Raw genomic sequence first — 21,419 nt, 5'->3', positions numbered from 1 at the left:
ATATGAAAGCGCTATTTATCCAGCGCCCAATCCAACTTGTCTTCAAACTGCATCATCTCACCATTTGGGTGTTTAAACGCCAGTTCGCTGGCGTTCAGCATGAGTCTTGGCTCTGCGTGCAATGCTTCGTCGTGGGCGTATAAATCGCAGCCCAGAATCGGATGGCCGATGGACTTTAAATGCAGGCGCAGCTGATGCTGGCGGCCGGTAACGGGCTTTAATGTCACCAGTGTACGGTGGGTGTCCGGATTCCGTTGTTCAACGATGAAGTGGGTGAGGGAGGCTTTGCCTTCTTCGTAATCGATTTTGCAGCGCGGGCGGTTTTCCCAGTCTTTGCCGATGGGCAGGTTAATCTCACCTTCGTCCTGCTCGACTATTCCCCATACGACCGCCTGATAGGTTTTCTGAATTTCACGGTCACGAATCTGTTGCGATAACACCTGACGCGCACGCTCTGAATGGGCTACGACCAGCAAGCCGGATGTATCCAGATCCAGGCGGTGCACAATCACCGCTTCCGGGTAATCCGGTTGCAGGCGGGTGATAACCGAGTCGTTATTTTCCGGGCCACGGCCAGGTACTGTGTAAAGAAACGCTGGCTTGTTGACCACGATCAGATCGTCATCGACGTGCAGAATTTTCAGTTCTTCTTCACAGCGTGGGGCGATGTAATAAGACGGTGTGGTGGATTCAGACATAGGGCATTCAACGTGGTTGAAAAAGGGGGAGGGGAACTGGTCGTCACAGCGGCGGAATCAGCCGCTGTGACGACGCAGGGTATTACATCACACGCATACCTGGCTGGGCGCCGTCGTGTGGCTCCAGCAGGAAGATATCTTCACCGCCTGGGCCTGCCGCCAGTACCATACCTTCGGACATGCCAAACTTCATTTTGCGTGGTGCCAGGTTGGCAACCATTACCGTCAGTTTGCCTTCCAAATCCTGCGGGTTGTACGCAGATTTAATGCCCGAGAACACGTTGCGTGTTTCGCCATTGCCGATGTCCAGCGTCAGTTGCAGCAGCTTGTCTGCGCCTTCTACATGGTCGGCTTTCACGATGCGGGCAATGCGCAGATCGACTTTGGCGAAGTCCGGGAATTCGATGGTTTCAGCAATTACTTCATTGCCGTCTTCACGCAGCTCCGGGCCTTTATTTTTCGCTTTTTTCTCGTCTTTTTTCGCCGCTGGTTTTTCGTCTTTCTTACCATCGGCCGGTTTGCCGGTTTCTTTTTCCAGCTCGGCTTTGGTTTCTTCCAGAATGGCAGTCACTTTATCCATTTCAGCTCGCGCCAGCATTGGCTTGAACTTGTTGATTTTGTGACTGAGCAGAATGTTGCGACGCGCTTCCCAGTCGAGTGATTCCAGATTGAGGAATTCTTTGGTTTTTTCCGCAATTTCAGGCAGCACCGGCGACAGATAAGTCACCAGCTGACGGAACAGGTTGATGGCCACAGAGCACACTTCCTGTACTTCCTGCTGGCGGCCTTCTTCTTTGTTCATCGCCCACGGGGCTTTTTCCTGAATGTATTCGTTGGCGCGGTCGGCCAGTGCCATGATGTCTTTCATCGCACGGCTGAATTCACGTTTTTCGTAGTGTTCGGCAATCAGATCGCCAGCATCAATGAATTCCTGCACCATGGCTTGTTCAACACAGTTGGCGCTCAGTTCTCCGCTGGCCTTGGCAATGAAGTTGCCAGTACGGCTGGCGATGTTAACCAGTTTGTTAACCAGGTCAGCGTTCACACGCATAACGAAGTCTTCGAGGTTGAGGTCGAAGTCGTCAACGCTGGAGCCCAGTTTTGCTGCGAAGTAGTAACGCAGGTAAGTCGGGTTCAGGTGGTTCAGGTAAGTACGCGCCTTGATGAAGGTGCCGCGTGACTTGGACATTTTCGCACCGTTGACGGTAACGAAACCGTGGGCATTCACGGCGGTTGGCGTGCGGTATTCTGCCGCGCTCAGCATGGATGGCCAGAACAGTGCGTGGAAGTTGATGATGTCCTTACCGATAAAGTGGTACAGCTCGGCTGTGGAATCTTTTTTCCAGAATTCGTCGAAGTCGATATCGCCACGCTGGTCGCACAGGTTTTTGAAGCTGGCCATGTAGCCGATCGGTGCGTCCAGCCATACGTAGAAGTATTTGCCCGGTGCATCCGGAATTTCGAAACCGAAGTAGGGCGCATCACGGGAGATATCCCATTCCTGGAGACCGGAGTCGAGCCATTCCTGCAGTTTGTTGGCCACTTCGTCCTGTAATGTACCGGAGCGGGTCCACTCTTTCAGGAACTGCTGGAAGTCCGGCAGTTTGAAGAAGTAGTGCTCAGATTCTTTTTCCACCGGGGTAGCGCCGGAAATGGTGGAGAACGGGTTTTTCAGTTCCGCCGGGGTGTAGGTAGCACCACAGACTTCACAGTTATCTCCGTACTGGTCGGCAGCGCCACACTTAGGGCATTCGCCTTTGATGTAACGGTCAGCGAGGAACAGCTCTTTTACCGGATCGTACAGCTGCTTGATCTTGCGCACATTGATGTGGCCTTTGTCGCGGCAGGCTTTGTAGATCTCGGAGGAGAAATGGCGGTTCTCTTCGCTGTGGGTGCTGTGGAAGTTGTCAAAGGCAACCTGGAAATCGGCGAAGTCAGTTTCGTGCTCGGCTTTTACCCGGGCAATCTGTTCTTCCGGACTGATCCCTTCTTTTTCGGCGCGCAGCATGATGGCGGTGCCGTGGGCATCGTCGGCACAGACGTAGTAGCACTCGTTACCACGGGCTTTCTGGAAGCGTACCCAGATATCGGTCTGAATGTATTCCAGCATATGACCCATATGAATGGAGCCGTTGGCATAAGGCAGGGCGCTGGTGACGAGGATTTTACGAGGGTTCTGTGCGGTCATGACAATTCGCTACGGTTGCTCTTGAAAAGGGCGCATATTGTAGCGGTTTTTAAACTCAGTCGCGATGGCTGAGCCGGATGGCGGCCAATAAAAACGGGGCCGCAGCCCCGTTGTTATGACATTCAGTCGGGATAGCGGTAGTTCGGATTGATGGTGAACTTGGCCGCACGCACGATGTTGTCTTTGATCTGCAGAATCTCAATGCGGTATTCGCCAATGGTCAGACACACCGGCGCATCGGGAATATGCTCGAGGATCTCGACAATCAGCCCGCTGATGGTTTTCGGACCATCGGTCGGCAGGGTCCATTTCATGGTTTTGTTCACATCCCGCACATAGGCGGCACCATCGATGATGTAGCTGCCATCTTCCTGCGGGTGAACATCCGGAGAGCTGGACGCAACCACGTCAGTGGTAAAGTCGCCAACGATCTCTTCCAGGATGTCTTCCAGCGTACAGATACCTTCGACATCGCCGTATTCATCCACCACCAGGGCGATGCGGCGCTTGTTCTTCTGGAAGTTAAACAGCTGGGTGTGCAGCGGTGTGCTTTCCGGAATGAAGTAGGGCTCGCGCGCGACCTTTTCGATCTCTTCTTTCAGCAGCTCGCCCGAGTTGAGGAAGCGGCTGATATTGCGCGTGTGCAGAATGCCGACCACATTGTTGATGTCGCCACGGTACACCGGCAGACGTGTATGCTGGGTAGTGCGCAGCTGCTGCAGTACCACTTCCAGATCGTCGTCGAGGTTGATACCGATAATCTCGGTACGCGGCACCATAATGTCATTCACTGTCATTTTCTCGAGGTCGAGAATACTGATCAGCATGTGCTGGTGACGCTTGGGAATCATGGAGCCAGCTTCACGCACGATGGTGCGCAGTTCTTCGGTGCTGAGGTTGTCCGGCGTGGCGTTGTTCACGTCAATGCGCACCAGTCGCAACAGACCATTGGCGATGGTATTCACAAACCAGACAAACGGATGCAGCGCCCACTGCAAACCGAGCAGAATGCGGCTGGCCGGGAAAGCGATTTTCTCAGGCGTAATGGCGGCCAGTGTCTTTGGGGTGAGTTCGGCAAAGATCAGTACCACCAGAGTGAACAGAATGGTGTTCACAAACACGGCCAGATCCGGGTTGTCGGGCCACAGGCGCTGACTGATGATGGTGGCAAGAGCAGCAGCCGCAAAGTTAACCAGGTTGTTGCCGGTCAGAATGGTGCCGATCAGGCGATCAGGTTTTTCCAGCAGTTTGGACGCGCGCATCGCACCTTTGTGCTTGCTTTTCGCCATGTGACGCAGCCGGTAGCGGTTCAGCGACATCATGCCGGTTTCAGAGCTGGAGAAGAATCCAGAGAAGATAATCAGAAGAACGAGTATGCCGAAGAGCATACTTAAGGGAACGTCGCTCAAGGACGGGATCCTGTAAAAATGAACACCCAGCCATCATAGGGCTACAGGGCCGGGTGTCAACAGGCTGCAGCTCAGCGCTGCAGCAGAATTTCCATCACGAATTTGGTGCCGAAGTAGGACAGGATCAGGAAGCCGGTGCCAATCAGGGTCCAGCGGCTGGCAATGATGCCGCGCCAGCCAAAGCGGTAGCGGCCAACCAGCAGAATGGCGAACACCAGCCAGCCGATGCTGGCAAACACCACTTTGTGGATCAGGTGCTGTCCTTTCAGATCAAATACGAACGGCCAGCCAATGGCAAAGGCTGCGGTCAGCAGAATCATGCCCAGCCAGATCATTTCAAACAGCAGCAGATCCATGGTCTGCAGGGGTGGCAACGCCTGAATCAGGCCTCGGGTCTGGTGCTTCTTCAGCGACAGGTCCTGCAGATAGAGCAGTACCGACTGCACCGCAGCGATGGTGAATACTGAATAGGCCAGAATCGACAGCAGAATGTGCCAGGCGAGTCCGTAGCTCAGGTGCGGTAATGGCGAGTTCTGCTGGCTGATGGCGGCGCAGAGCAGCACTACAACGGCCATCGGCAACAGGCCGACCAGCAGGTTATCCACCGGCTTGCGCCAGCTGGAGAACAGAATCAGCAGGGTAATCACCCAGGTAATGAGTGAGCCAACCTCGAACATGGCGAAGTTGATGTGCTCGCGTCCGAGCATGCTGCCACCGATATAGCCCAGATGCAGCAGGGCGCCAATCATGGTGCAGGTCAGAACGATTGTGCGGTTCATGGCCTTGCGGCCGGTAATGGCCTGCCACTGGCGGAACGCCGCAAACAGATAAAACAACGATGCAGGAAGGGCTAAAGCAAATAACGACATGTCAATCCCTCGGAAAACAGCCGCAGTTTCGCACAAGCCAAAGTCAGGTAAAAGCCTGTCGCTCAATACTCATCGTTCTGCAGAGTTTGGGGGATAGTGGCGGGCGCGGTATACTGCGACGAATTTTTTTATCCGGTTATGAGTCATCCAAGATGTTTGAGAGCCTTACCGACCGACTTGGCAGTGCGTTAAAGAGCATTACTGGCCAGGCGAAGCTGACCGAAGACAACATTAAAGGCACCGTGCGAGAAGTACGCATGGCGCTGCTTGAGGCCGATGTGGCCCTGCCAGTGGTGAAAGCCTTTACCGATCAGGTGAAAGAGCGTGCCATCGGTACCGAAGTACTGAAGAGCCTGAATCCGGGCCAGATCTTCCTGAAGATTGTTCACGAAGAACTGCAGAAGGTGATGGGTGAAGCCAATGAGAAGCTGAACCTGGCCACTCAGCCACCGGCCGTGGTGCTGATGGCGGGTCTGCAGGGTGCTGGTAAAACCACCACCGTGGGTAAGCTGGCTAAATTCCTGGCGGAGCGTGAAAAGAAAAAGGTAATGGTGGTTTCTGCCGACGTGTATCGTCCGGCAGCGATCAAACAGCTGGAAACTCTGGCCGGCGATGTGGGTGCTTTATTCCACCCGTCAACACCGGATCAGAAGCCGCTGGATATTGCGCTGGGTGCCATTGATGCAGCCAAGCGTGCAGCTGCAGACGTGCTGCTGGTGGATACCGCAGGTCGTCTTGCTGTCGATGAAGAGATGATGGCAGAGATCAAGGATCTGCACGCCGGCATCAATCCGATTGAAACCCTGTTCGTGGTTGATGCCATGACAGGTCAGGACGCGGCCAACACCGCCAAAGCCTTTAACGAAGCCCTGCCGCTGACCGGTGTGATTCTGACTAAGGCCGACGGTGATGCCCGCGGTGGTGCGGCGCTGTCGGTACGTCATATTACCGGTAAGCCAATCAAATTTATGGGTATGGGCGAAAAGACCGATGCCCTGGAGCCATTCCACCCGGATCGTGTGGCCTCGCGTATCCTCGACCTCGGTGACGTACTGTCGCTGATCGAAGAAGCCGAGCGCAAAATCGACAAGTCGAAAGCCGACAAGCTGGCGAAGAAGATCAAGACCGGTAAGGGCTTTGATCTGGAAGACTTCCTTGATCAGATTCAGCAGATGAAAAACATGGGTGGTCTGACCTCCATGCTGGAGAAACTGCCGGGTATGGGTAACCTGGGGCAGATGGCGAAGCAGACCGATGCTGCGGAGAAAAACTTCAAGCAGATGGAAGCCATCATTTACTCCATGACCCGTCAGGAGCGTCAGTTCCCTGACAAGATCAATGGCTCGCGCAAGAAGCGCATCGCTGCGGGTTCCGGCACCCAGATTCAGGACGTTAACCGCGTGCTGAAACAGCACAGCCAGATGCAGAAAATGATGAAGAAAATGACGGCCAAAGGCGGTATGCGCAAAATGATGCGTGCCATGGGCGGTATGGGTGGTCCCGGTGGGATGGGTGGCCCGGGCGGTCCATTAGGTGGAGGCGGCGGTCCTTTCGGTGGCGGTATGCCACCGATGCGGTGATCGGCGTACAGAGGAAGCGGGCTTAGCCCGCTTTTTTATGCGCTGCGTCCGCTTTGCCTATCTCCCCGGAGATATATTGTCCATCTGGTAAAAGACAGAGAATCCGCGAAACCTTTTTTAACGCGGAGATTCTTATGCGTCTTTTCCGGCTTCTGTTACCCCTGCTGCTGACTTCGGCACTGAACAGTCAGGCTGAGTCAGCCACCACATTACGAGTGCTGAATTGGGGTGATTACATCGACCCCGAGGTGATCAGTGCGTTTGAGGCTGCTCATCAGGTAACTATCGAGTATGTGGAATACAACAGTGTGGATGAATTCAGCACGCTGTTTTTTAACCCGAAAAATCGCTTTGATGTGATATTTCCGGCATCACGTACGGTGCGCCGTCTGGCCGAAGCCAACTTAATTCAGCCGCTGGATTTAAACCGCCTGCCCGATTATGGCAATCTACGCAGCGATCTTATGCAGGAATATCTGCAGCAGGACTCGGGTGGAGTACATGGTATTCCGTATATGTGGGGCACCACAGGCCTGGGGTTGAATACCGCAGCGTTGCAGGCGCTGGGTATCCAAGAACAGGATTACAGCTGGGCATTGTTATTTAATTCAGCGTTGCGCAAAAAAGTGTCCACCTGTGGTATCGCACTTCTTAATGAGCGTGATGAGATTTTTGCCGCGGCGCTGCGTTACCTGGGCCATTCGGTAAACACTCAGAATGAAGCGCATATCGATCAGGCCGGTGAACTGATTCGTGAAGCACTGACCGATGTAAAATATCTGCATACCACCCAGTATCGGGACGATCTCAAAGCCCATAAAGTGTGTCTGGTGGTGGGCTATTCCGGCGACATCCTGGCGGAGACCGACGGTGATGATGCGCTGACCTATCGTATACCGCAGCAGGGCGCGGCGATGTGGATAGATATTATGTCGATCCCGACCAACAGCGAGCAGCCGGCACTGGCTTATCAGTTTATCCGCTACATGATGGAAGCCCGCATTGCGGCGCAAAATTCCAATTATCTGGCTTACCCAACGGCGATGCACAGCGCTGTTGCCTACGTCGATAAAGACGTTCTGGCCACGCCGGTGATTTATCCATCGGTCGATGTTCTGCGTAGTCTGGAGGCGATGAAACCGCTGGAGCGTCGCACCAACAGCCGCATGCATCGTCTGTGGGTGAAGGCGATGTGTTCCGGCCGCAGCTGGTGTTCGGTTCCGATGAAATCGTTTTTCTGATTTTTGCGGTGTTATTCGGCCCTGTGCACTGGCTACAATGGCGATCCGAATAACAGCGCAGGGAATCCGTATGTGGTTGCAGAAAGAAATCCGACTGAAAGAAAAGCGCCGTGGTTTTCATCTGATCAGTGGCGAAATACTTGCTCAGTTACCAGAACTTAGCCGCATTAATATCGGCCTTGCGCACATTTTTATTCAGCATACTTCGGCGTCACTGACGATCAATGAAAATGCTGACCCTACGGTGCGCAGCGATTTTGAAGCGGTTTTCAATCGTCTGGTGCCGGAAAATCAGCCTTATTATCAGCATACGCTGGAAGGCAGTGATGATCTTCCTGCCCATATAAAATCCAGCTTGCTGGGGCCGTCGCTGACTATTCCCGTGACTGACGGAGCATTTAATTTAGGCACCTGGCAGGGCATTTATCTGTGCGAACATCGTAATCATGGTGGCAGTCGCCGACTGGTGATTACCCTGCAGGGAGAAAGCCGATGATTGTTCGCCAGCGTCCGGGGGCTCTGGCCCTTATGTATGTGGTTCGTGGCACGATTCTGCCAGTGGTGTTGCCGCACCTGGCGGTACTGCTGTTGTTTGCCCTGTTAGTACAGCTGTTCCACGATATGGCCTGGTTACAGGTGCCGGAATTTTCGCCGGCGCCATTTACATTGCTGGGTGTGGCATTGTCGATTTTCCTCGGCTTCCGTAACAACGCGGCCTATGAGCGCTGGTGGGAAGGGCGCAAACAATGGGGTCATATGGTGGATGAAATCCGCAGTCTGGCACGCACCAGCGAAAGCCTGCTGGCCGGGCATGCCGATCAGCGGCGCTGGTTGCTGGCGCTGTGCGCGGGGTATTTTCACGCTCTGCGCGGACGTTTACGCAACGAAGATGTTCGTGAAGATCTGGCGCGCTGGCTGGGGGACGATGTTGCCGCTGCTGCACTGAGTCACGGTAATGTCTCCGACTATTGTTTACGTGAAGCTGGCCGTCATATTGGTTAGCTGTATCGCCAGGGGGCGCTGGATACCATTGGACTGCAGATGCTTGATCGTCACCTGACGGCACTGGCGGCTATTCAGGCGGCCAGCGAACGTCTGGCGACGACGCCGTTGCCTTTTGCCTACACGGTGCTGACGCATCGCACAGCTTACCTTTACTGTTACTTGCTCCCCTTTGGTCTGACTTCCGGACTGGGCTGGCTGGCACCGCTGTTTGCTGTGCTGCTTGGCTACACATTTTTTGGCCTGGATGCATTGTCCGAGCAGCTGGAAGAACCGTTCGGACGCGAAGCCAACGATCTGCCGCTGGATGCCCTCTGTCGGGTAAATGAAATTTCCATTGCCGAATCTCTGGGGGACGAGCCGCCACCACCACTGGAGGCAAGCAGGTTTATCCTCAGCTGAGGGTTGTTCGTAAACAGCCGCCGGGTTGGCTCCGGCGGCCAGCAATACCGTTAAATTCGCATGGTTATTGGCTGACCTGTCTTTTGTAATTGGTAAGTCAGGCAGTGGATTTCCGGTGCCAGCCTTTGGGAAGCAACTGTTCACTCAGGGGGGTATGGACCTGACGGCTTATCTGACGTTGCTCGCCAGGCACGGTGGCTCAGACCTGTATCTGTCTACTGGTGCGCCACCCTGCGCCAAATTCAATGGCACGCTGAAGCATCTGCGCCAGGCCCCGGATGTGATTCAGATCGGTGAGATTCGCGATTAGGAAACCATGGAGCATGTGCTGAATTATGCCGAAACCGGGCATCTGGTGGTGTCGACCCTGCATGCCAATAATGCTAACCAGGCGATTGATCGCATCCTGAATTTCTTCCCGGAAAGTCGCCATCCACAGATTCTGCAGGAGCTGAAAGAAACCATGGAGAAGAGTCGTAACAATGGCATGCAGACGTTTGATCAGGCGTTGTTTCTGCTGGTGCAGGATGGTCTGATCGATGCCGACGTGGCGTTACGTAATGCCGACTCTGCTAATAATCTGCGGGTGCAGATGAAGTTATCAGGGCGCGCTGCGCCCGGGGGAATGGATGACGTAACCCTGTCGGATATGTGATCGTCCGACAGGGAAGGTTGTTACTGACCATTCCCGAACTGGGAGGACTTCTTACCGCTGATGTGTGTGTAATGTTTACGGATCGCCGCAATATCGGTTTCGGCATCGCCGCTGGTGGTGAAGGTGCCAAGGAAGCCGCCACGCTTACGCTGAAAATCAAGAAAGCCCATCAGCACCGGTACACCGGCACCGTGCGCTATGTGGTAGAAACCGGTTTTCCAGCTATCGACCTTACTGCGGGTACCTTCCGGCGGAACAATCAGGAACATCTGTTCGCTGGCGTTCATTTCATCAATGGATGCCTGCACCATGTTGTTGGCTCTTGAACGGTCGACGGGCACACCTCCCATCCACATCATCAGGCGCCGGAATGGCGGTTTGAAAATACTGTCTTTGCCCATCCAGTAAATCGGCGCCTTCATCGCGAAGGCAATCATCAGCGTAAAAGGCAGGTCCCAGTTACTGGTATGAGGGGCGGCAATCATCACACACTTTTTCAGATCGGCCGGGATTTCACCCTCAACTTTCCAGCCGGCGAGACGCAGAGTGATCAGCGAAAACGCGCGCAGAACGGGGCGAACTATCGGTGTGTCGAACATGGTACGGTGCATGAGATGTCTCTTGGTAGTGATTCTTATGAGGTTAGCACCCTTCCCTGGTGGCGGCGGCATCATACGCACCTTATGGGCGGTGAGAAAGGAATCTGGGTCAAGAGACAGGTGCTTTTCAGTGATTTATCAAAAACAGAAAAGCAGCCCGCAGGCTGCTTTCTGAGCACGGATAAGCGCTGAGGGTTATACCAGCTGCATCAGAGCTTCTTTGCTGTAGTCTTCCAGCTCGTCGTAGCGACCGCCTTTGACTTTCAGTACCCACTGCGGGTCCTGTAGCAGGGCACGACCAATGGCGACCATATCGAATTCGCCCTGTGCCATACGCTGACCCAGTTCATCGATCGATGCGGTGGCCACACCGGACTGAGCCACCATGTCACGCTTGTCTTCATCAATGAAGCTGGCGTTCAGGCCGACACTGCCTACGGTGATCACTGGCTTACCGGTCAGCTTCTTGGTCCAGCCAGCCAGGTTAAGTTCAGAGCCTTCAAATTCCGCTTCCCAGAAACGACGGGTAGAGCAATGGAAGATATCCACACCGGCCTCAACCAGCGGTTTCAGGAAGGCATCCAGTTCCTCGGCACTGTTACACAGGCGGGCGCTGTAGTCCTGCTGTTTCCACTGTGAGAATCGGAAGATGATCGGGTAATCGGCACCAACACGTGCGCGAATGGCGCGTACGATGTCGCAGGCAAAGCGCGTACGGCCAACCAGGTCGCCACCGTATTCGTCATCGCGCTGGTTGCTGCCTTCCCAGAAGAACTGGTCGATCAGGTAGCCGTGTGCACCATGTACTTCCACTGCATCAAAGCCGATACGTTTGGAATCTTCTGCGGCCTGAGCGAAGGCTTCGATGACTTCCTGAATATCTTCCTTGCTCATGGCAACGCCGTTTTCAACACCTGGACGCACCAGACCAGACGGACTGTAACCCGGTACCGATGGATCCGGATCGGCGCCGGTGTTTTCTTTACGGATGGCGCCCACATGCCACAGCTGTGGAGCAATTTTTCCGCCCTTGGCATGTACGGCGTCAACCACTTTCTTCCAGCCAGCCAGAGCGTCGTCGCCATAGATGAACGGTACGCGCGGATAGCCGTTCGCGGCCTTGTGGTTGACACAGGTGCCTTCGGTAATGATCAGACCCACTTCGTTTTCTGCGCGGCGGGCGTAGTAGGCCACCACCAGATCATTGGGCACGTTACCCGGGCTGAAGGTACGGGTCATAGGCGCCATTGCGATGCGGTTTTTCAGCTGCAGTGGGCCCAGTTCAATCGGTTCAAACAGTGCGCTGACAGCGCTGTGTACGTTGCTCATTCTCTGTTCCTGTAGTGCAGGTTATTGATGTGTTTGTGGCAGCCACTGACGCAGCAGTAATGCCATGCTTTGTTCGAAGTGTTCACGTCCCAGCAGACGCGCATAGAACAGCGCGCCCTTGCAGGCAACGATAAAAAGACGGGCCATTTCACGTGCGTCAGTGGCAGGCTGTGGTGCCTGCAACTCGCCATTTTCGAGGCCCTGCTGAAACACAGCGGCTACCCAGCTCAGTTCGGTTTCACTGAGTGCTTTCAGGCGTTGCTGAATGGCTTCCGACAGTACCGGCAGGTCGCTGTGCAGTGCACTGATCGGGCATTGCTTATCGTCGTTGAACGCGTGTTTGGCGGCTGCGCGCAGGTAGCGGTTGAGCTTGTCGACCGCGCCTTTGGCCTGCCGGTCAAAATGTTGAAAACCGTCCAGTAACCAGGCTTCGGTCCAGTCGCACAAGGCCAGCCCCAGATCGGCTTTCTGCGGGAAGTGGTGGTGTACCGACGCCTTGCGAATACCCAGTTCGTTGGCCAGATCCTGATAGCTGAAACCAGAGAAGCCGCGGCGACACAGCAGGTCGGCGGAAATCTCCACCAGTTGCTGACGTGTATTGTTGGCTGATCGGACCATAGTGAACTCCCGTGAATGTAACCAGCCTACCTACTGGTAGGTTGGTTATCGCGGGGCAAAAGTGACAGTTTTCGGGTAGGGAGACAATTGTCGGGGAAGTGACAGCCCCGACTTCGTCAGGGCGTATGACTGTGTTGCTTAACTGCGGGTGGCCATGGCACCGAAGATCGCCTGTAGCTGGCGTGGAATAAAGCGGATACCAAATACCGATACTTTATACAGCAGGCCTGGCACTACGCTGGCCTTGCCGCGGATAACCCCTTGTAAACCTGCGCGGGCAACGGACGTGCTGCTCATGATGGCCAATTCGCGCATGCCGCGAATGCTCTGGCCGGCAACATCCATAAACTCGGTGGCGGTGCCGCCCGGGCACAGGGCGCTGATGCGAATATTGTGCGGCTTGAGTTCCTGCGCCAGGGATTCGGCGAAGTTCAGCACAAACGCCTTGCTACCGGCGTAGCTGGCAAAGCCCGGTCCCGGCAGAAAACCCAGCAGCGATGACACCAGCAGAATGTGGCCACCGCCACGCTGCTTCATGTCTTTGGCGTAAAGCCAGGTCAGTTCGGTCAGGGTGGTGACCATCAGCGCAATCATACGGCTGTGAACGTCCAGCGCGACGTCAGTGAAGTTGCCGTGCCGGGCAAAGCCGGCGTTATTTATCAGCAGGTCCACCGGGCGTGGCAGGGCCTGAGTGCGCTGAAACAGCTGCTGTGCTGAACCGGGCACGGACAGATCCTGCGTCAGTACCTCGACACTGATCGGATACTGTTGTTCCAGTTCCTGCTTCAGCGCCTGTAAGCGTTCTTCCCGGCGCGCGACCAGTACCAGATTGCAGCCGGCTGCGGCCAGCTGACGGGCGAAAGATTCACCTATGCCGGCGGAGGCGCCGGTGATCAGGGCAGTTTTGTGCTGAAACGTTTTCATGTGTTTTTATACTTTGATAGTTATCGAAGTATTTATGCTAAAAGAACAGTTTGATAACTGTCAAAGTATTTTGGCGGTTAAAAAACGCCAGTTTACGCAGTACACTGCCGCCCATAATCAACGGCCCGGAGATGGGTATGTGTCGAATGACCAGCACGGGGATCAGCCACCTGGCCGCAGCGTTTAAGGCGCTGTCGCATCCTAACCGGCTGCAGATATATCTGGAGGTGGTGGATCATCACCGTCAGAACAGGGGCATGCCCGCGCCTGACAGTGGCTGCGGTGTCACCGACTTCATCAGTAAGCTGAATATCGGTGCGCCGACGGTGTCTCACCATGTAAAGGCGCTGGTGGATGCAGGGCTTATTCGTGTCGAAAAGCAGGGCAAGTTCCTTACCTGCTATCTGAACGATGCGCTGTTTCAGGAACTGAGTGAATTTTTTCAACACTGAGCGAATTGCAGAAAGTCTATGAAGCTGGAAAACATTGATAAGAGTCTGTTCAAAAAACGCCTGAATCGCTTTCAGGGTGGGCTGGTTGCTGGCTTGCTGGTGCTGTCGCTGCTGTTATCGCAGTTGTTTATTGCACTGTGGTCTGACGGCGACTCTAACACTCTGCTGAATCTGGCGGCGGTGGCAGTATCCGCCTTCCTGCTGGCGGGTGTCGTGAATGTGATTAAAGACAAGCCTTATATGGCCGAGATCACCTACGCGCGACGTCTGAAGTCTGAGCTGAACCGAATCTACCGCGCCAGCCGTAAGCTGGAGAAGGCGCTGGAAGACGAGCGCGAAGTGGCGTTCGTGATTCGTTACTTCCAGCTGCATGGCTCCCGCCATCTGTACCAACTGGAAGACAACACGCTCACGCTGGATGATCTTAATCGTCAGATTGCTGAGTTTGATGAACGCCTGGCCGCGCTGGGACTCAGTCCGACGGTTGAGGACTACGCGCCCGAGCTGTTGCAGCAACTGTGATGACGTCGGCCTGCCGTGATGCACGCTGGGCCCGAACCATGTAAACTACGCGCAATTTTTTACTATCGATTGAACCTGCAGGCTTTCCTGACATGATGAAATACATTTCCACCCGCGGTAACGCCCCGGAGCTGACCTTTGAAGATGTGCTGCTGACAGGTCTGGCGACCGACGGCGGCCTGTACGTGCCAAAAGAAGTACCCCAGTTCAGCCTCGAAGAGATTGAATCCTGGCGTGACCTGCCGTACACCGAACTGGCACACAAAGTGATTTACCCGTTCGTGGAAGGCTGTGTTGATTCTGACGCGCTGAAAGGCATGCTGGAAGCGGTGTACAACAACACCAACTTCGGCCACAAAGCGATCGCACCTCTGCAGCAGATCGACCACAACGAATACGTACTGGAACTGTTCCACGGCCCGACACTGGCGTTCAAAGACTTTGCTCTGCAACTGCTGGGTCGCTTGCTGGACTACGTACTGGAACGCCGTCACGAGAAAGTTGTGATCATGGGTGCGACTTCCGGTGATACCGGTTCTGCTGCCATTGAAGGCACCAAAGCCTGCCGTAATGTGGATATCTTCATTCTGCATCCGAACGGCAAGGTATCCGAAGTTCAGCGTCGCCAGATGACTACCGTTGAAGGCGACAATATTTACAACATCGCCATCGAAGGTAACTTCGACCAGGCGCAGGATATGGTTAAAGCCAGCTTCGGCGATCAGCAGTTCCTGCGCGGTGAGCGTAAACTGGTTGCAGTAAACAGCATCAACTGGGCGCGGATCATGGCGCAGATCGTTTACTACTTCTATTCCAGCCTGAACCTGGGCGGTCCGCTGCGTCCGATGGCCTATTCCGTGCCAACCGGTAACTTCGGTGACATCTTCGCCGGTTACATGGCGCGTAAGATGGGTCTGCCAATTGAGCAGCTGGTAATTGCTACCAACAGCAACGATGTTCTGCACCGTCTGATGAGCAAGAACCAGTACGAAGTACACCCGCTGCAGCACACGATTACTCCATCGATGGATATCGCGGTCTCCAGCAACTTCGAGCGTCTGCTGTTTGATCTCTACGATCGTGACGGTGCAGCACTGGCGGATCTGATGACTCGCATGAACGCTAAGAAAGACGTTGTCTCTCTGGCTGAAGACAAGCTGGCGAAAGCACGCGAACTGTTCGACAGCTACGCCGTTGATGAAAACACCACCGTGGCGATGATGCAGGAAGTGTTTAACGAAACCGGTTACCTGCTGGACCCTCACACTGCGATTGGCGTGAAGGCCGCGCGCGAGTGTCGCCGTAACAACAACATTCCGATGATCACTCTGGGTACTGCCCATCCGGTGAAGTTCGAAGAAGCGGTACAGCGTGCCGGCTATGACATGCCGAAACTGCCACACCACCTGACGGACCTGATGGAGCGTGAAGAGCGCCTGAACGTTCTGCCGGCGGATCTGGCAGAAGTGCAGGCATTTATCGCTGCCAATACCTTTAAAGACTGAGTTTACTCAGAGCTTTTACGGAACAGGCCACCTTCGGGTGGCCTTTCTGTTTCTGTGCAGGCATTCAGCCTGTGTTCAATAAATGCTACCCTTTCAGGATTGCAACAGGTTAAACGCTTCATGAATTATCAGAACTGGTCTGACTACAAACAGGGTTGGGTTTTCCGTCATCGTGAATTACCGGTGCCGGAGGAAACCCTCGCCGATATTCGCCCACTGGCTGAGGCCGATGCCAATCAGTTCTGGCGACAGCACATCAGCAAAGAAGCGTCACATGCCAGCCACTTTATGAATGATGACTGGCCGGCACGTAATGGCGTCTGGACGGATCAGGGCGACTGGCAGGGCCCCTGGGATGCTGACAGCAACGAGTTACCGGAACTGATGGCAGCGCACCTGAGCTGGGATGACAATACCCAGGTATTCTTCTGCTACAGCGTCGATCATATTGTTCACACCAGCTGGAAGACATTGCGTCTGCACTGGAAGAACTTTTTATTCTACGATGACGAGCCAATTCTTATTGCCCGTAAACGCCAGCAAACGGTGCGTTTCCATTCTGACGGTACCTTTGATATCGGCATTCGCCCGGCTGGCTGATTGCCATAATATCCGCCGATGATGGCGGATATTATCCGCATCTGATTCTCACTTTAATTACTATTCATACTCTGTTTTTAACTAGCGCAATTCAGGCGAAAAGTTATGTAATAAAACAGGCGTTAAGTTGCACCTGAAACCCGCTGGGCATAGACTTTATCGATACTCAGCGCAGGAGCAGACCATAATGAAAGGCGATGCCAAAGTGAACGAGTACCTGAATCAGGTGCTTGCTATCGAACTAACGTCCATTAACCAGTATTTTCTTCATGCCCGCATGTTTAAAAACTGGGGTCTGAGTGCGTTGAATGAAAAGGCCTATAAAAAGTCCATTAAGGATATGAAACAGGCTGATGAGCTTATTGAGCGCATTTTATTTCTTGAAGGTCTGCCGAATCTGCAGAAACTGAATCGTTTGCGTATTGGTGAAAATACCGCCGAAATGCTGCAATGCGATATGGATCAGATTCTTGAGCAACTGGATGTGCTGAAAGAGGCCATTGCGTACTGTGAATCGGTAAAAGATTACGTGTCGCGTGAGCTGCTTGAAGAAATTCAGGAATACGAAGAAGAGTACCTCGACTGGCTGGAAACTCAGCAGCAGCTGATCAGTCAGGTGGGTATCGAAAACTATCAGCAATCCATGATGTAACCGGAGGCAGATCATGAAAGGCAATCCACAGGTAATTGAAAAACTGAACGAGCTGCTGGCCGGTGAACTGAGTGCCATGGATCAGTATTTTATTCATTCCCGTATGTACGACGACTGGGGACTGAAGAAACTGTTCGAGCGTATTGATCACGAATTTGAAGACGAAAAAGAACATGCGTCCAAGCTGATTGAACGCATTCTGTTTCTTGGCGGTACGCCGGATATGGTAACCCGCGTACCACTGAATATTGGTAAAGATGTTCCGGCCATGCTGCAGAGCGACCTTGATCTGGAATACAAGGTGATTGTTGATCTGCGTGAAGTGATGGCACTGTGTGAACAGGTTCAGGACTACCAGACACGCGATATGTTGCAGGTGCTGCTGGACGATACCGAGAATGATCATACCCACTGGCTGGAACAGCAGCTTGGCCTGATCGGCAAGATCGGTCTGCAGAACTACCTGCAGTCGCAAATGGGCTGAAACAACAGTCTGTTGCATGAAAAGAAAAGCTCCTGCGGGAGCTTTTTTCGTTTCTGCGGGTCAGATCACGCTGACTTTGTGATTGCCTCTGGCCCCTGATGAAAAAGAATGAACTCTGGTTCTGGTTGCCCACCCATCTGTGGTTAAATGCCCGCCGCACTCCCTTATTTCTGGAGGTTTCCATGCCCACTCGGGCGGCCTGTATTCTGCTGTTTCAGGGCGTTCTGCTGACCACTGGCTGTTCAGTCTGGCCAGGGCCTGATCATCGTTCTGTTACCCTGGATCGCATCCAGTCTCTTATCGACGATTCTGAGTCCCGTCATCGCCAGCAGCAGTGTCAGAGCTTCGATGATCTGCGTACCGAGATGGCAGAGCAGCGTCAGACTCTGGAACGGGTCGAGCAGGGCATTGGTAGCATCAACTCATCCAATCCGGCCTTTATCACGGCAGAGTGTCCTCCTCAGGAAGCACCTGCTGTTGTTTATGAGGGTAAGACCATTATTGGCTCCAGTGAATGGATCTATCTGTCACCGCCGGGTCACCATTACCAGGCTCGGATCGATAGTGGGGCGGCCACCTCTTCTCTCAGCGCCATGAATATCGAACGCTTCGAGCGCAATGGTGAACGCTGGGTACGTTTTGATTTACAGCATGATGACGAAGCCAAAGCGCTGACCATTGAAGCGCCACTGGTCCGTCATGTTCGTATTCGTCAGGCCAGCAGTGATGAAGCAGAACGTCGGCCTGTTGTTGCTTTAACCGTGAATCTTGGTAGCCATTTACAGCAGGAGACGGAATTCTCGCTGACGGATCGCTCACAAATGACCTATCCCATTTTACTGGGGCGCGAATTTCTTCGGGACGTGACCCTGATTGATGTCGGTCAGCAGTTTATTCATCCGAAGTTTGTACCGGATATCCCGGCCACTGAAGAGCATCCACAGATGCAGAATAATGAAGGGCCGCAGTCATGAATCGTCCTGCGATGAACACGCTGACGCAATTGCCACGTCTGCCGCTGTTTGCGGTGGTGACCTTCCTGCTGGTGGTTGGTAGTGTACTGATCCTGCACCGGCACTGGGCTTATGAAGTCCCGTTGCTGTACGGCGAAACCCAGACCATCTGGTCGGTGGAAGCACGTGTTGAATTTGATGCTAAGGGCGATCCGGTGCGGGTGGCCATGGCACGGCCAACCAGTCAGACCGGATTTACCTTGCTCAAGGAGGCAGGAGCTTCACCGGGTTATGGACTGAATTTTATAGATGGTGATCAGCCTCGTGCGGAATGGACTATCCGTGCGGCGGATGGTCGTCAGGAATTGTTTTACCGGGCTGAGGTTCTGGTCAGTCCCTCTGCCGATGTAGCACCACCGCCTGCGCCTGCTCTGAGAGCGGTCAGCTGGGAGGAACCCTATGCTACCGCCATCGGCAGCGTACTGAATGAGGCTTACACCACCTCGGCTGATAATTTCAGCCTGGCGCGCGAAATTCTGAAGCGCTTCCACGATGATCAGCAATCTCAGCATATCGAGTTACTGCGCACCCATTTTGCCGGTCGTTTACCGGAACTGTGGGTCAATATGCTGCACAAGGCACGGGTACCAGCGTCGGTTGTTTACGGCCTGGCACTGGAAGACGGGCGCCGTCGACAGCCACTGCTGCCGTTGTTAAGAGTCTGGAGTGGCGACGAAAGTGAAGTCTTCCGCTTACCGGGATTCGAACACTCGGCTTTTGAAGCGGAAACTCAGGCACCGTTGTTACTCTGGGAACAGCGCGGAGCACCAGTACTGGATGTAACGGGTGGGGTGGATTCAGGAGTGCGCTTTTCCATGCTGCGTCGCGAAGAATCTACTTACGCCAATATCGCTGAAAAGCTTTCCAGTCAGCACGATTTCCTGAACTTTTCGATTCATAGTCTGCCGGTTGAAGAGCAGGCCATGTTCAAAACCATTCTGCTGCTGCCGATTGGTGCGCTGGTGGTGTGTGTGCTGCGGATTCTGATTGGTATCCGCACATCCGGTACCTTTATGCCGGTGTTGATTGCTCTGGCCTTTATTCAGACGTCGCTGGTGACTGGCCTGATTGGCTTCCTGCTGGTGGTGGCTACCGGTTTATTTATTCGTGGCTATCTGTCGCGGCTGAATCTGTTGCTGGTATCGCGGATCACAGCGGTGATTATTACCGTGATTGCCATTATCAGTCTGTTCAGTGTGCTGTCGTATAAGGTGGGGCTGACGGAAGGTCTGAAAATCACCTTTTTCCCGATGATTATTCTGTCCTGGACGATCGAACGTATGTCGATTTTGTGGGAAGAAGAAGGCGGTCGCGAAGTGATGATTCAGGGTGGCGGTAGTTTGCTGACGGCTGTACTGGCTTACTGGGCGATGAGTAACCCCTGGGTGCGCCACCTGACCTTCAACTTCATCGGGGTGCAGTTCATTATTCTCGCGCTGGTACTGATGATTGGTTCTTACGCAGGGTACCGTCTGCTGGAGCTGAAACGCTTCCGCGTGTTCGGGAGCTGATATGCTGATCTGGCCATGGCAGTTGCGTAAGCGCGGTATTCTGGGCATGAACCGGCGCAATATCCGCTATATCAGTCGTTACAATCCTCGCCATCTGTACCCGTTGGTGGACAACAAGCTGAAAACCAAACTGCTGGCACAGAAGGCGGGAATCACAACGCCTGGGCTGATTGCTACGATTAACAGTCAGCATGATGTGAAGAGACTGGGTGAAATAATTGCAGATGTCTCCGGTTTTGCCATCAAGCCGGCAAAGGGCAGTGGTGGCAAAGGTATTCTGGTGATGCGTCGGGATGAATCCGGCGTACTGGTGAAAACCAGTGGCTCGACGGTAAGTATGGCGTCGATAGAGCGTCATGTATCAAATATTCTGGCTGGGCTATACAGCCTTGGTGGGACGCCGGACACCGTGATTATTGAGGAACTTATCGAATTTGATCCGGCGTTGTCGGACTTCTCGTTCGACGGTGTTCCTGACATTCGTGTGATTGTCTGTCGGGGTTATCCGGTTATGGCGATGATGCGTTTATCGACCCGTTCATCGGATGGCAAAGCGAACCTGCATCAGGGTGCTGTTGGCGTTGGCATCGATATCGCGACGGGTCGTGCTCTGAAGGCTGTTCAGGGCGGTGAGCCTGTCACGCATCATCCGGATACCGGGGTCGAACTGGCCTCGCTTTGCATACCGGATTGGCAGCAGCTGCTGGTACTGGCTGCCCGCTGTTACGATGAAACCGGACTGGGCTATCTGGGCACGGATATGGTAATCGATCATCGCTATGGCCCGATGTTGCTGGAACTCAATGCCCGGCCCGGGTTGTCGATTCAGGTTGCAAACGGTTTTGGGTTGTTGCCTCGTCTCGAAGTTATCGACCGGCTTGCAGATGCTGATGTGTTAAAGCCTGCTGAGCAGCGGGTTGCTCTCAGTCAGCAGTGGTTTTGCTGCTGAAATAAAAAAGGCCCCGAGGCATTGCTGTCCCACAAATTTTTATTTGAACTTTTGCGAGATATTCCAGGCCCCTTGTCCTCATAGAGGGGCCTTCCGAAACGTCGGACCGCCCCTATCGCCGGAAGGGCGTGATTCCTGACCGCCATGGATGGCGGAAATGCAGGTTTTGCAGGAGCAAAAACCGGCCCGCTTCGCGCTGTCCTGGCTCGTTTGCCCT

The 21,419-nt window shown here is 54.0% G+C and carries 22 protein-coding genes and 1 pseudogene; 15 read left to right on the top strand and 8 right to left on the bottom strand.

Going from position 1 to position 21,419, the window contains the following annotated elements; all coding sequences use genetic code 11:
- Positions 1 to 11: 11 nt before the first annotated feature.
- The 4 genes from I9W95_RS06535 to I9W95_RS06520 all read right to left on the bottom strand — a co-directional run bounded on the left by I9W95_RS06535 (position 12) and on the right by I9W95_RS06520 (position 5,164).
- The gene (locus I9W95_RS06535; RefSeq protein ID WP_225673083.1) at positions 12 to 698 is read right to left on the bottom strand and encodes an RluA family pseudouridine synthase; all 687 of its coding nucleotides are present in this window, start codon (positions 696 to 698) and stop codon (positions 12 to 14) included.
- 82 nt (positions 699 to 780) lie between these two features.
- The gene (gene metG / locus I9W95_RS06530) at positions 781 to 2,886 is read right to left on the bottom strand and encodes a methionine--tRNA ligase (protein WP_225673081.1); all 2,106 of its coding nucleotides are present in this window, start codon (positions 2,884 to 2,886) and stop codon (positions 781 to 783) included.
- A gap of 122 nt (positions 2,887 to 3,008) precedes the next feature.
- Positions 3,009 to 4,274, bottom strand: coding sequence for an HlyC/CorC family transporter (locus I9W95_RS06525; RefSeq protein ID WP_225673113.1), 1,266 nt, complete (start codon positions 4,272 to 4,274; stop codon positions 3,009 to 3,011).
- A 92-nt stretch (positions 4,275 to 4,366) separates the two neighbouring features.
- Positions 4,367 to 5,164, bottom strand: coding sequence for a cytochrome C assembly family protein (locus tag I9W95_RS06520; RefSeq protein WP_225673079.1), 798 nt, complete (start codon positions 5,162 to 5,164; stop codon positions 4,367 to 4,369).
- A 152-nt stretch (positions 5,165 to 5,316) separates the two neighbouring features.
- Between I9W95_RS06520 and ffh the strand changes: the two genes are divergently transcribed.
- From ffh to I9W95_RS06495, 6 genes and pseudogenes are all read left to right on the top strand, one after another.
- Positions 5,317 to 6,744: a signal recognition particle protein gene (ffh, locus tag I9W95_RS06515; RefSeq protein ID WP_225673077.1), complete on the top strand. Its 1,428-nt coding sequence runs from the start codon at positions 5,317 to 5,319 to the stop codon at positions 6,742 to 6,744.
- A gap of 134 nt (positions 6,745 to 6,878) precedes the next feature.
- On the top strand, positions 6,879 to 7,985 hold the full coding sequence (locus I9W95_RS06510) for an ABC transporter substrate-binding protein (protein ID WP_225673075.1): 1,107 nt from the start codon (positions 6,879 to 6,881) through the stop codon (positions 7,983 to 7,985).
- 70 nt (positions 7,986 to 8,055) lie between these two features.
- Entirely contained in the window at positions 8,056 to 8,481 is a 426-nt protein-coding gene (locus tag I9W95_RS06505) for a secondary thiamine-phosphate synthase enzyme YjbQ (protein ID WP_225673073.1), read from the top strand.
- A pseudogene (locus I9W95_RS06500) lies at positions 8,478 to 9,389 on the top strand (bestrophin family protein). Before I9W95_RS06505 ends, I9W95_RS06500 begins: the two are co-directional and overlap by 4 nt.
- 115 nt (positions 9,390 to 9,504) lie before the next feature.
- Positions 9,505 to 9,699: a hypothetical protein gene (locus I9W95_RS18485; protein ID WP_318653596.1), complete on the top strand. Its 195-nt coding sequence runs from the start codon at positions 9,505 to 9,507 to the stop codon at positions 9,697 to 9,699.
- Positions 9,700 to 9,705: 6 nt separating this feature from the next.
- A complete protein-coding gene (locus I9W95_RS06495) occupies positions 9,706 to 10,044 on the top strand; it encodes an ATPase, T2SS/T4P/T4SS family (protein WP_318653595.1) in 339 nt (112 codons plus the stop codon).
- 20 nt (positions 10,045 to 10,064) lie between these two features.
- Here the strand turns inward: I9W95_RS06495 and I9W95_RS06490 are convergent, their stop codons facing one another.
- The 4 genes from I9W95_RS06490 to I9W95_RS06475 form a co-directional block, all read right to left on the bottom strand.
- Positions 10,065 to 10,655 carry a lysophospholipid acyltransferase family protein gene (locus I9W95_RS06490; protein WP_225673071.1) on the bottom strand — a complete coding sequence of 197 codons (591 nt, stop codon included), beginning with the start codon at positions 10,653 to 10,655 and terminating at the stop codon, positions 10,065 to 10,067.
- Positions 10,656 to 10,838: 183 nt separating this feature from the next.
- Positions 10,839 to 11,972, bottom strand: a complete 1,134-nt coding sequence (locus I9W95_RS06485) for an NADH:flavin oxidoreductase (protein WP_225673069.1) — start codon at positions 11,970 to 11,972, stop codon at positions 10,839 to 10,841.
- A gap of 21 nt (positions 11,973 to 11,993) precedes the next feature.
- On the bottom strand, positions 11,994 to 12,590 hold the full coding sequence (locus I9W95_RS06480) for a TetR/AcrR family transcriptional regulator (protein WP_225673068.1): 597 nt from the start codon (positions 12,588 to 12,590) through the stop codon (positions 11,994 to 11,996).
- A gap of 138 nt (positions 12,591 to 12,728) precedes the next feature.
- Complete coding sequence (locus I9W95_RS06475; protein WP_225673066.1) at positions 12,729 to 13,514, bottom strand: SDR family NAD(P)-dependent oxidoreductase; 786 nt, start codon at positions 13,512 to 13,514, stop codon at positions 12,729 to 12,731.
- A 137-nt stretch (positions 13,515 to 13,651) separates the two neighbouring features.
- Between I9W95_RS06475 and I9W95_RS06470 the strand changes: the two genes are divergently transcribed.
- From I9W95_RS06470 to I9W95_RS06430, 9 genes are all read left to right on the top strand, one after another.
- Positions 13,652 to 13,966, top strand: coding sequence for an ArsR/SmtB family transcription factor (locus tag I9W95_RS06470; protein ID WP_225673063.1), 315 nt, complete (start codon positions 13,652 to 13,654; stop codon positions 13,964 to 13,966).
- An 18-nt stretch (positions 13,967 to 13,984) separates the two neighbouring features.
- Positions 13,985 to 14,488 (top strand): DUF3087 family protein, encoded by a 504-nt coding sequence (locus tag I9W95_RS06465; protein WP_225673061.1) that lies wholly within the window; start codon positions 13,985 to 13,987, stop codon positions 14,486 to 14,488.
- Between the two features lie 95 nt (positions 14,489 to 14,583).
- A complete protein-coding gene (gene thrC, locus I9W95_RS06460) occupies positions 14,584 to 15,993 on the top strand; it encodes a threonine synthase (protein ID WP_225673111.1) in 1,410 nt (469 codons plus the stop codon).
- A gap of 120 nt (positions 15,994 to 16,113) precedes the next feature.
- The gene (locus tag I9W95_RS06455; protein WP_225673060.1) at positions 16,114 to 16,593 is read left to right on the top strand and encodes a DUF2947 domain-containing protein; all 480 of its coding nucleotides are present in this window, start codon (positions 16,114 to 16,116) and stop codon (positions 16,591 to 16,593) included.
- 187 nt (positions 16,594 to 16,780) lie between these two features.
- Positions 16,781 to 17,245 carry a bacterioferritin gene (bfr, locus tag I9W95_RS06450; RefSeq protein WP_225673057.1) on the top strand — a complete coding sequence of 155 codons (465 nt, stop codon included), beginning with the start codon at positions 16,781 to 16,783 and terminating at the stop codon, positions 17,243 to 17,245.
- Between the two features lie 13 nt (positions 17,246 to 17,258).
- A complete protein-coding gene (bfr, locus tag I9W95_RS06445) occupies positions 17,259 to 17,729 on the top strand; it encodes a bacterioferritin (protein WP_225673055.1) in 471 nt (156 codons plus the stop codon).
- Positions 17,730 to 17,911: 182 nt separating this feature from the next.
- Complete coding sequence (locus tag I9W95_RS06440) at positions 17,912 to 18,703, top strand: ATP-dependent zinc protease family protein (protein WP_225673053.1); 792 nt, start codon at positions 17,912 to 17,914, stop codon at positions 18,701 to 18,703.
- Positions 18,700 to 20,253 carry an inactive transglutaminase family protein gene (locus I9W95_RS06435; protein ID WP_225673052.1) on the top strand — a complete coding sequence of 518 codons (1,554 nt, stop codon included), beginning with the start codon at positions 18,700 to 18,702 and terminating at the stop codon, positions 20,251 to 20,253. The genes I9W95_RS06440 and I9W95_RS06435 overlap by 4 nt, the downstream gene beginning before the upstream one ends.
- 1 nt (position 20,254) lies before the next feature.
- Entirely contained in the window at positions 20,255 to 21,202 is a 948-nt protein-coding gene (locus tag I9W95_RS06430) for an alpha-L-glutamate ligase-like protein (protein ID WP_225673050.1), read from the top strand.
- Positions 21,203 to 21,419 lie beyond the last annotated feature (217 nt).

The sequence above is a fragment of the Thalassolituus marinus genome, assembly GCF_020320395.1.
GTDB classification, from domain to species: domain Bacteria; phylum Pseudomonadota; class Gammaproteobacteria; order Pseudomonadales; family Oceanobacteraceae; genus Venatoribacter; species Venatoribacter marinus.
The sequence above is the reverse complement of the archived record's forward strand: the minus strand, read 5'-3'. Positions and strand labels throughout refer to the sequence as shown.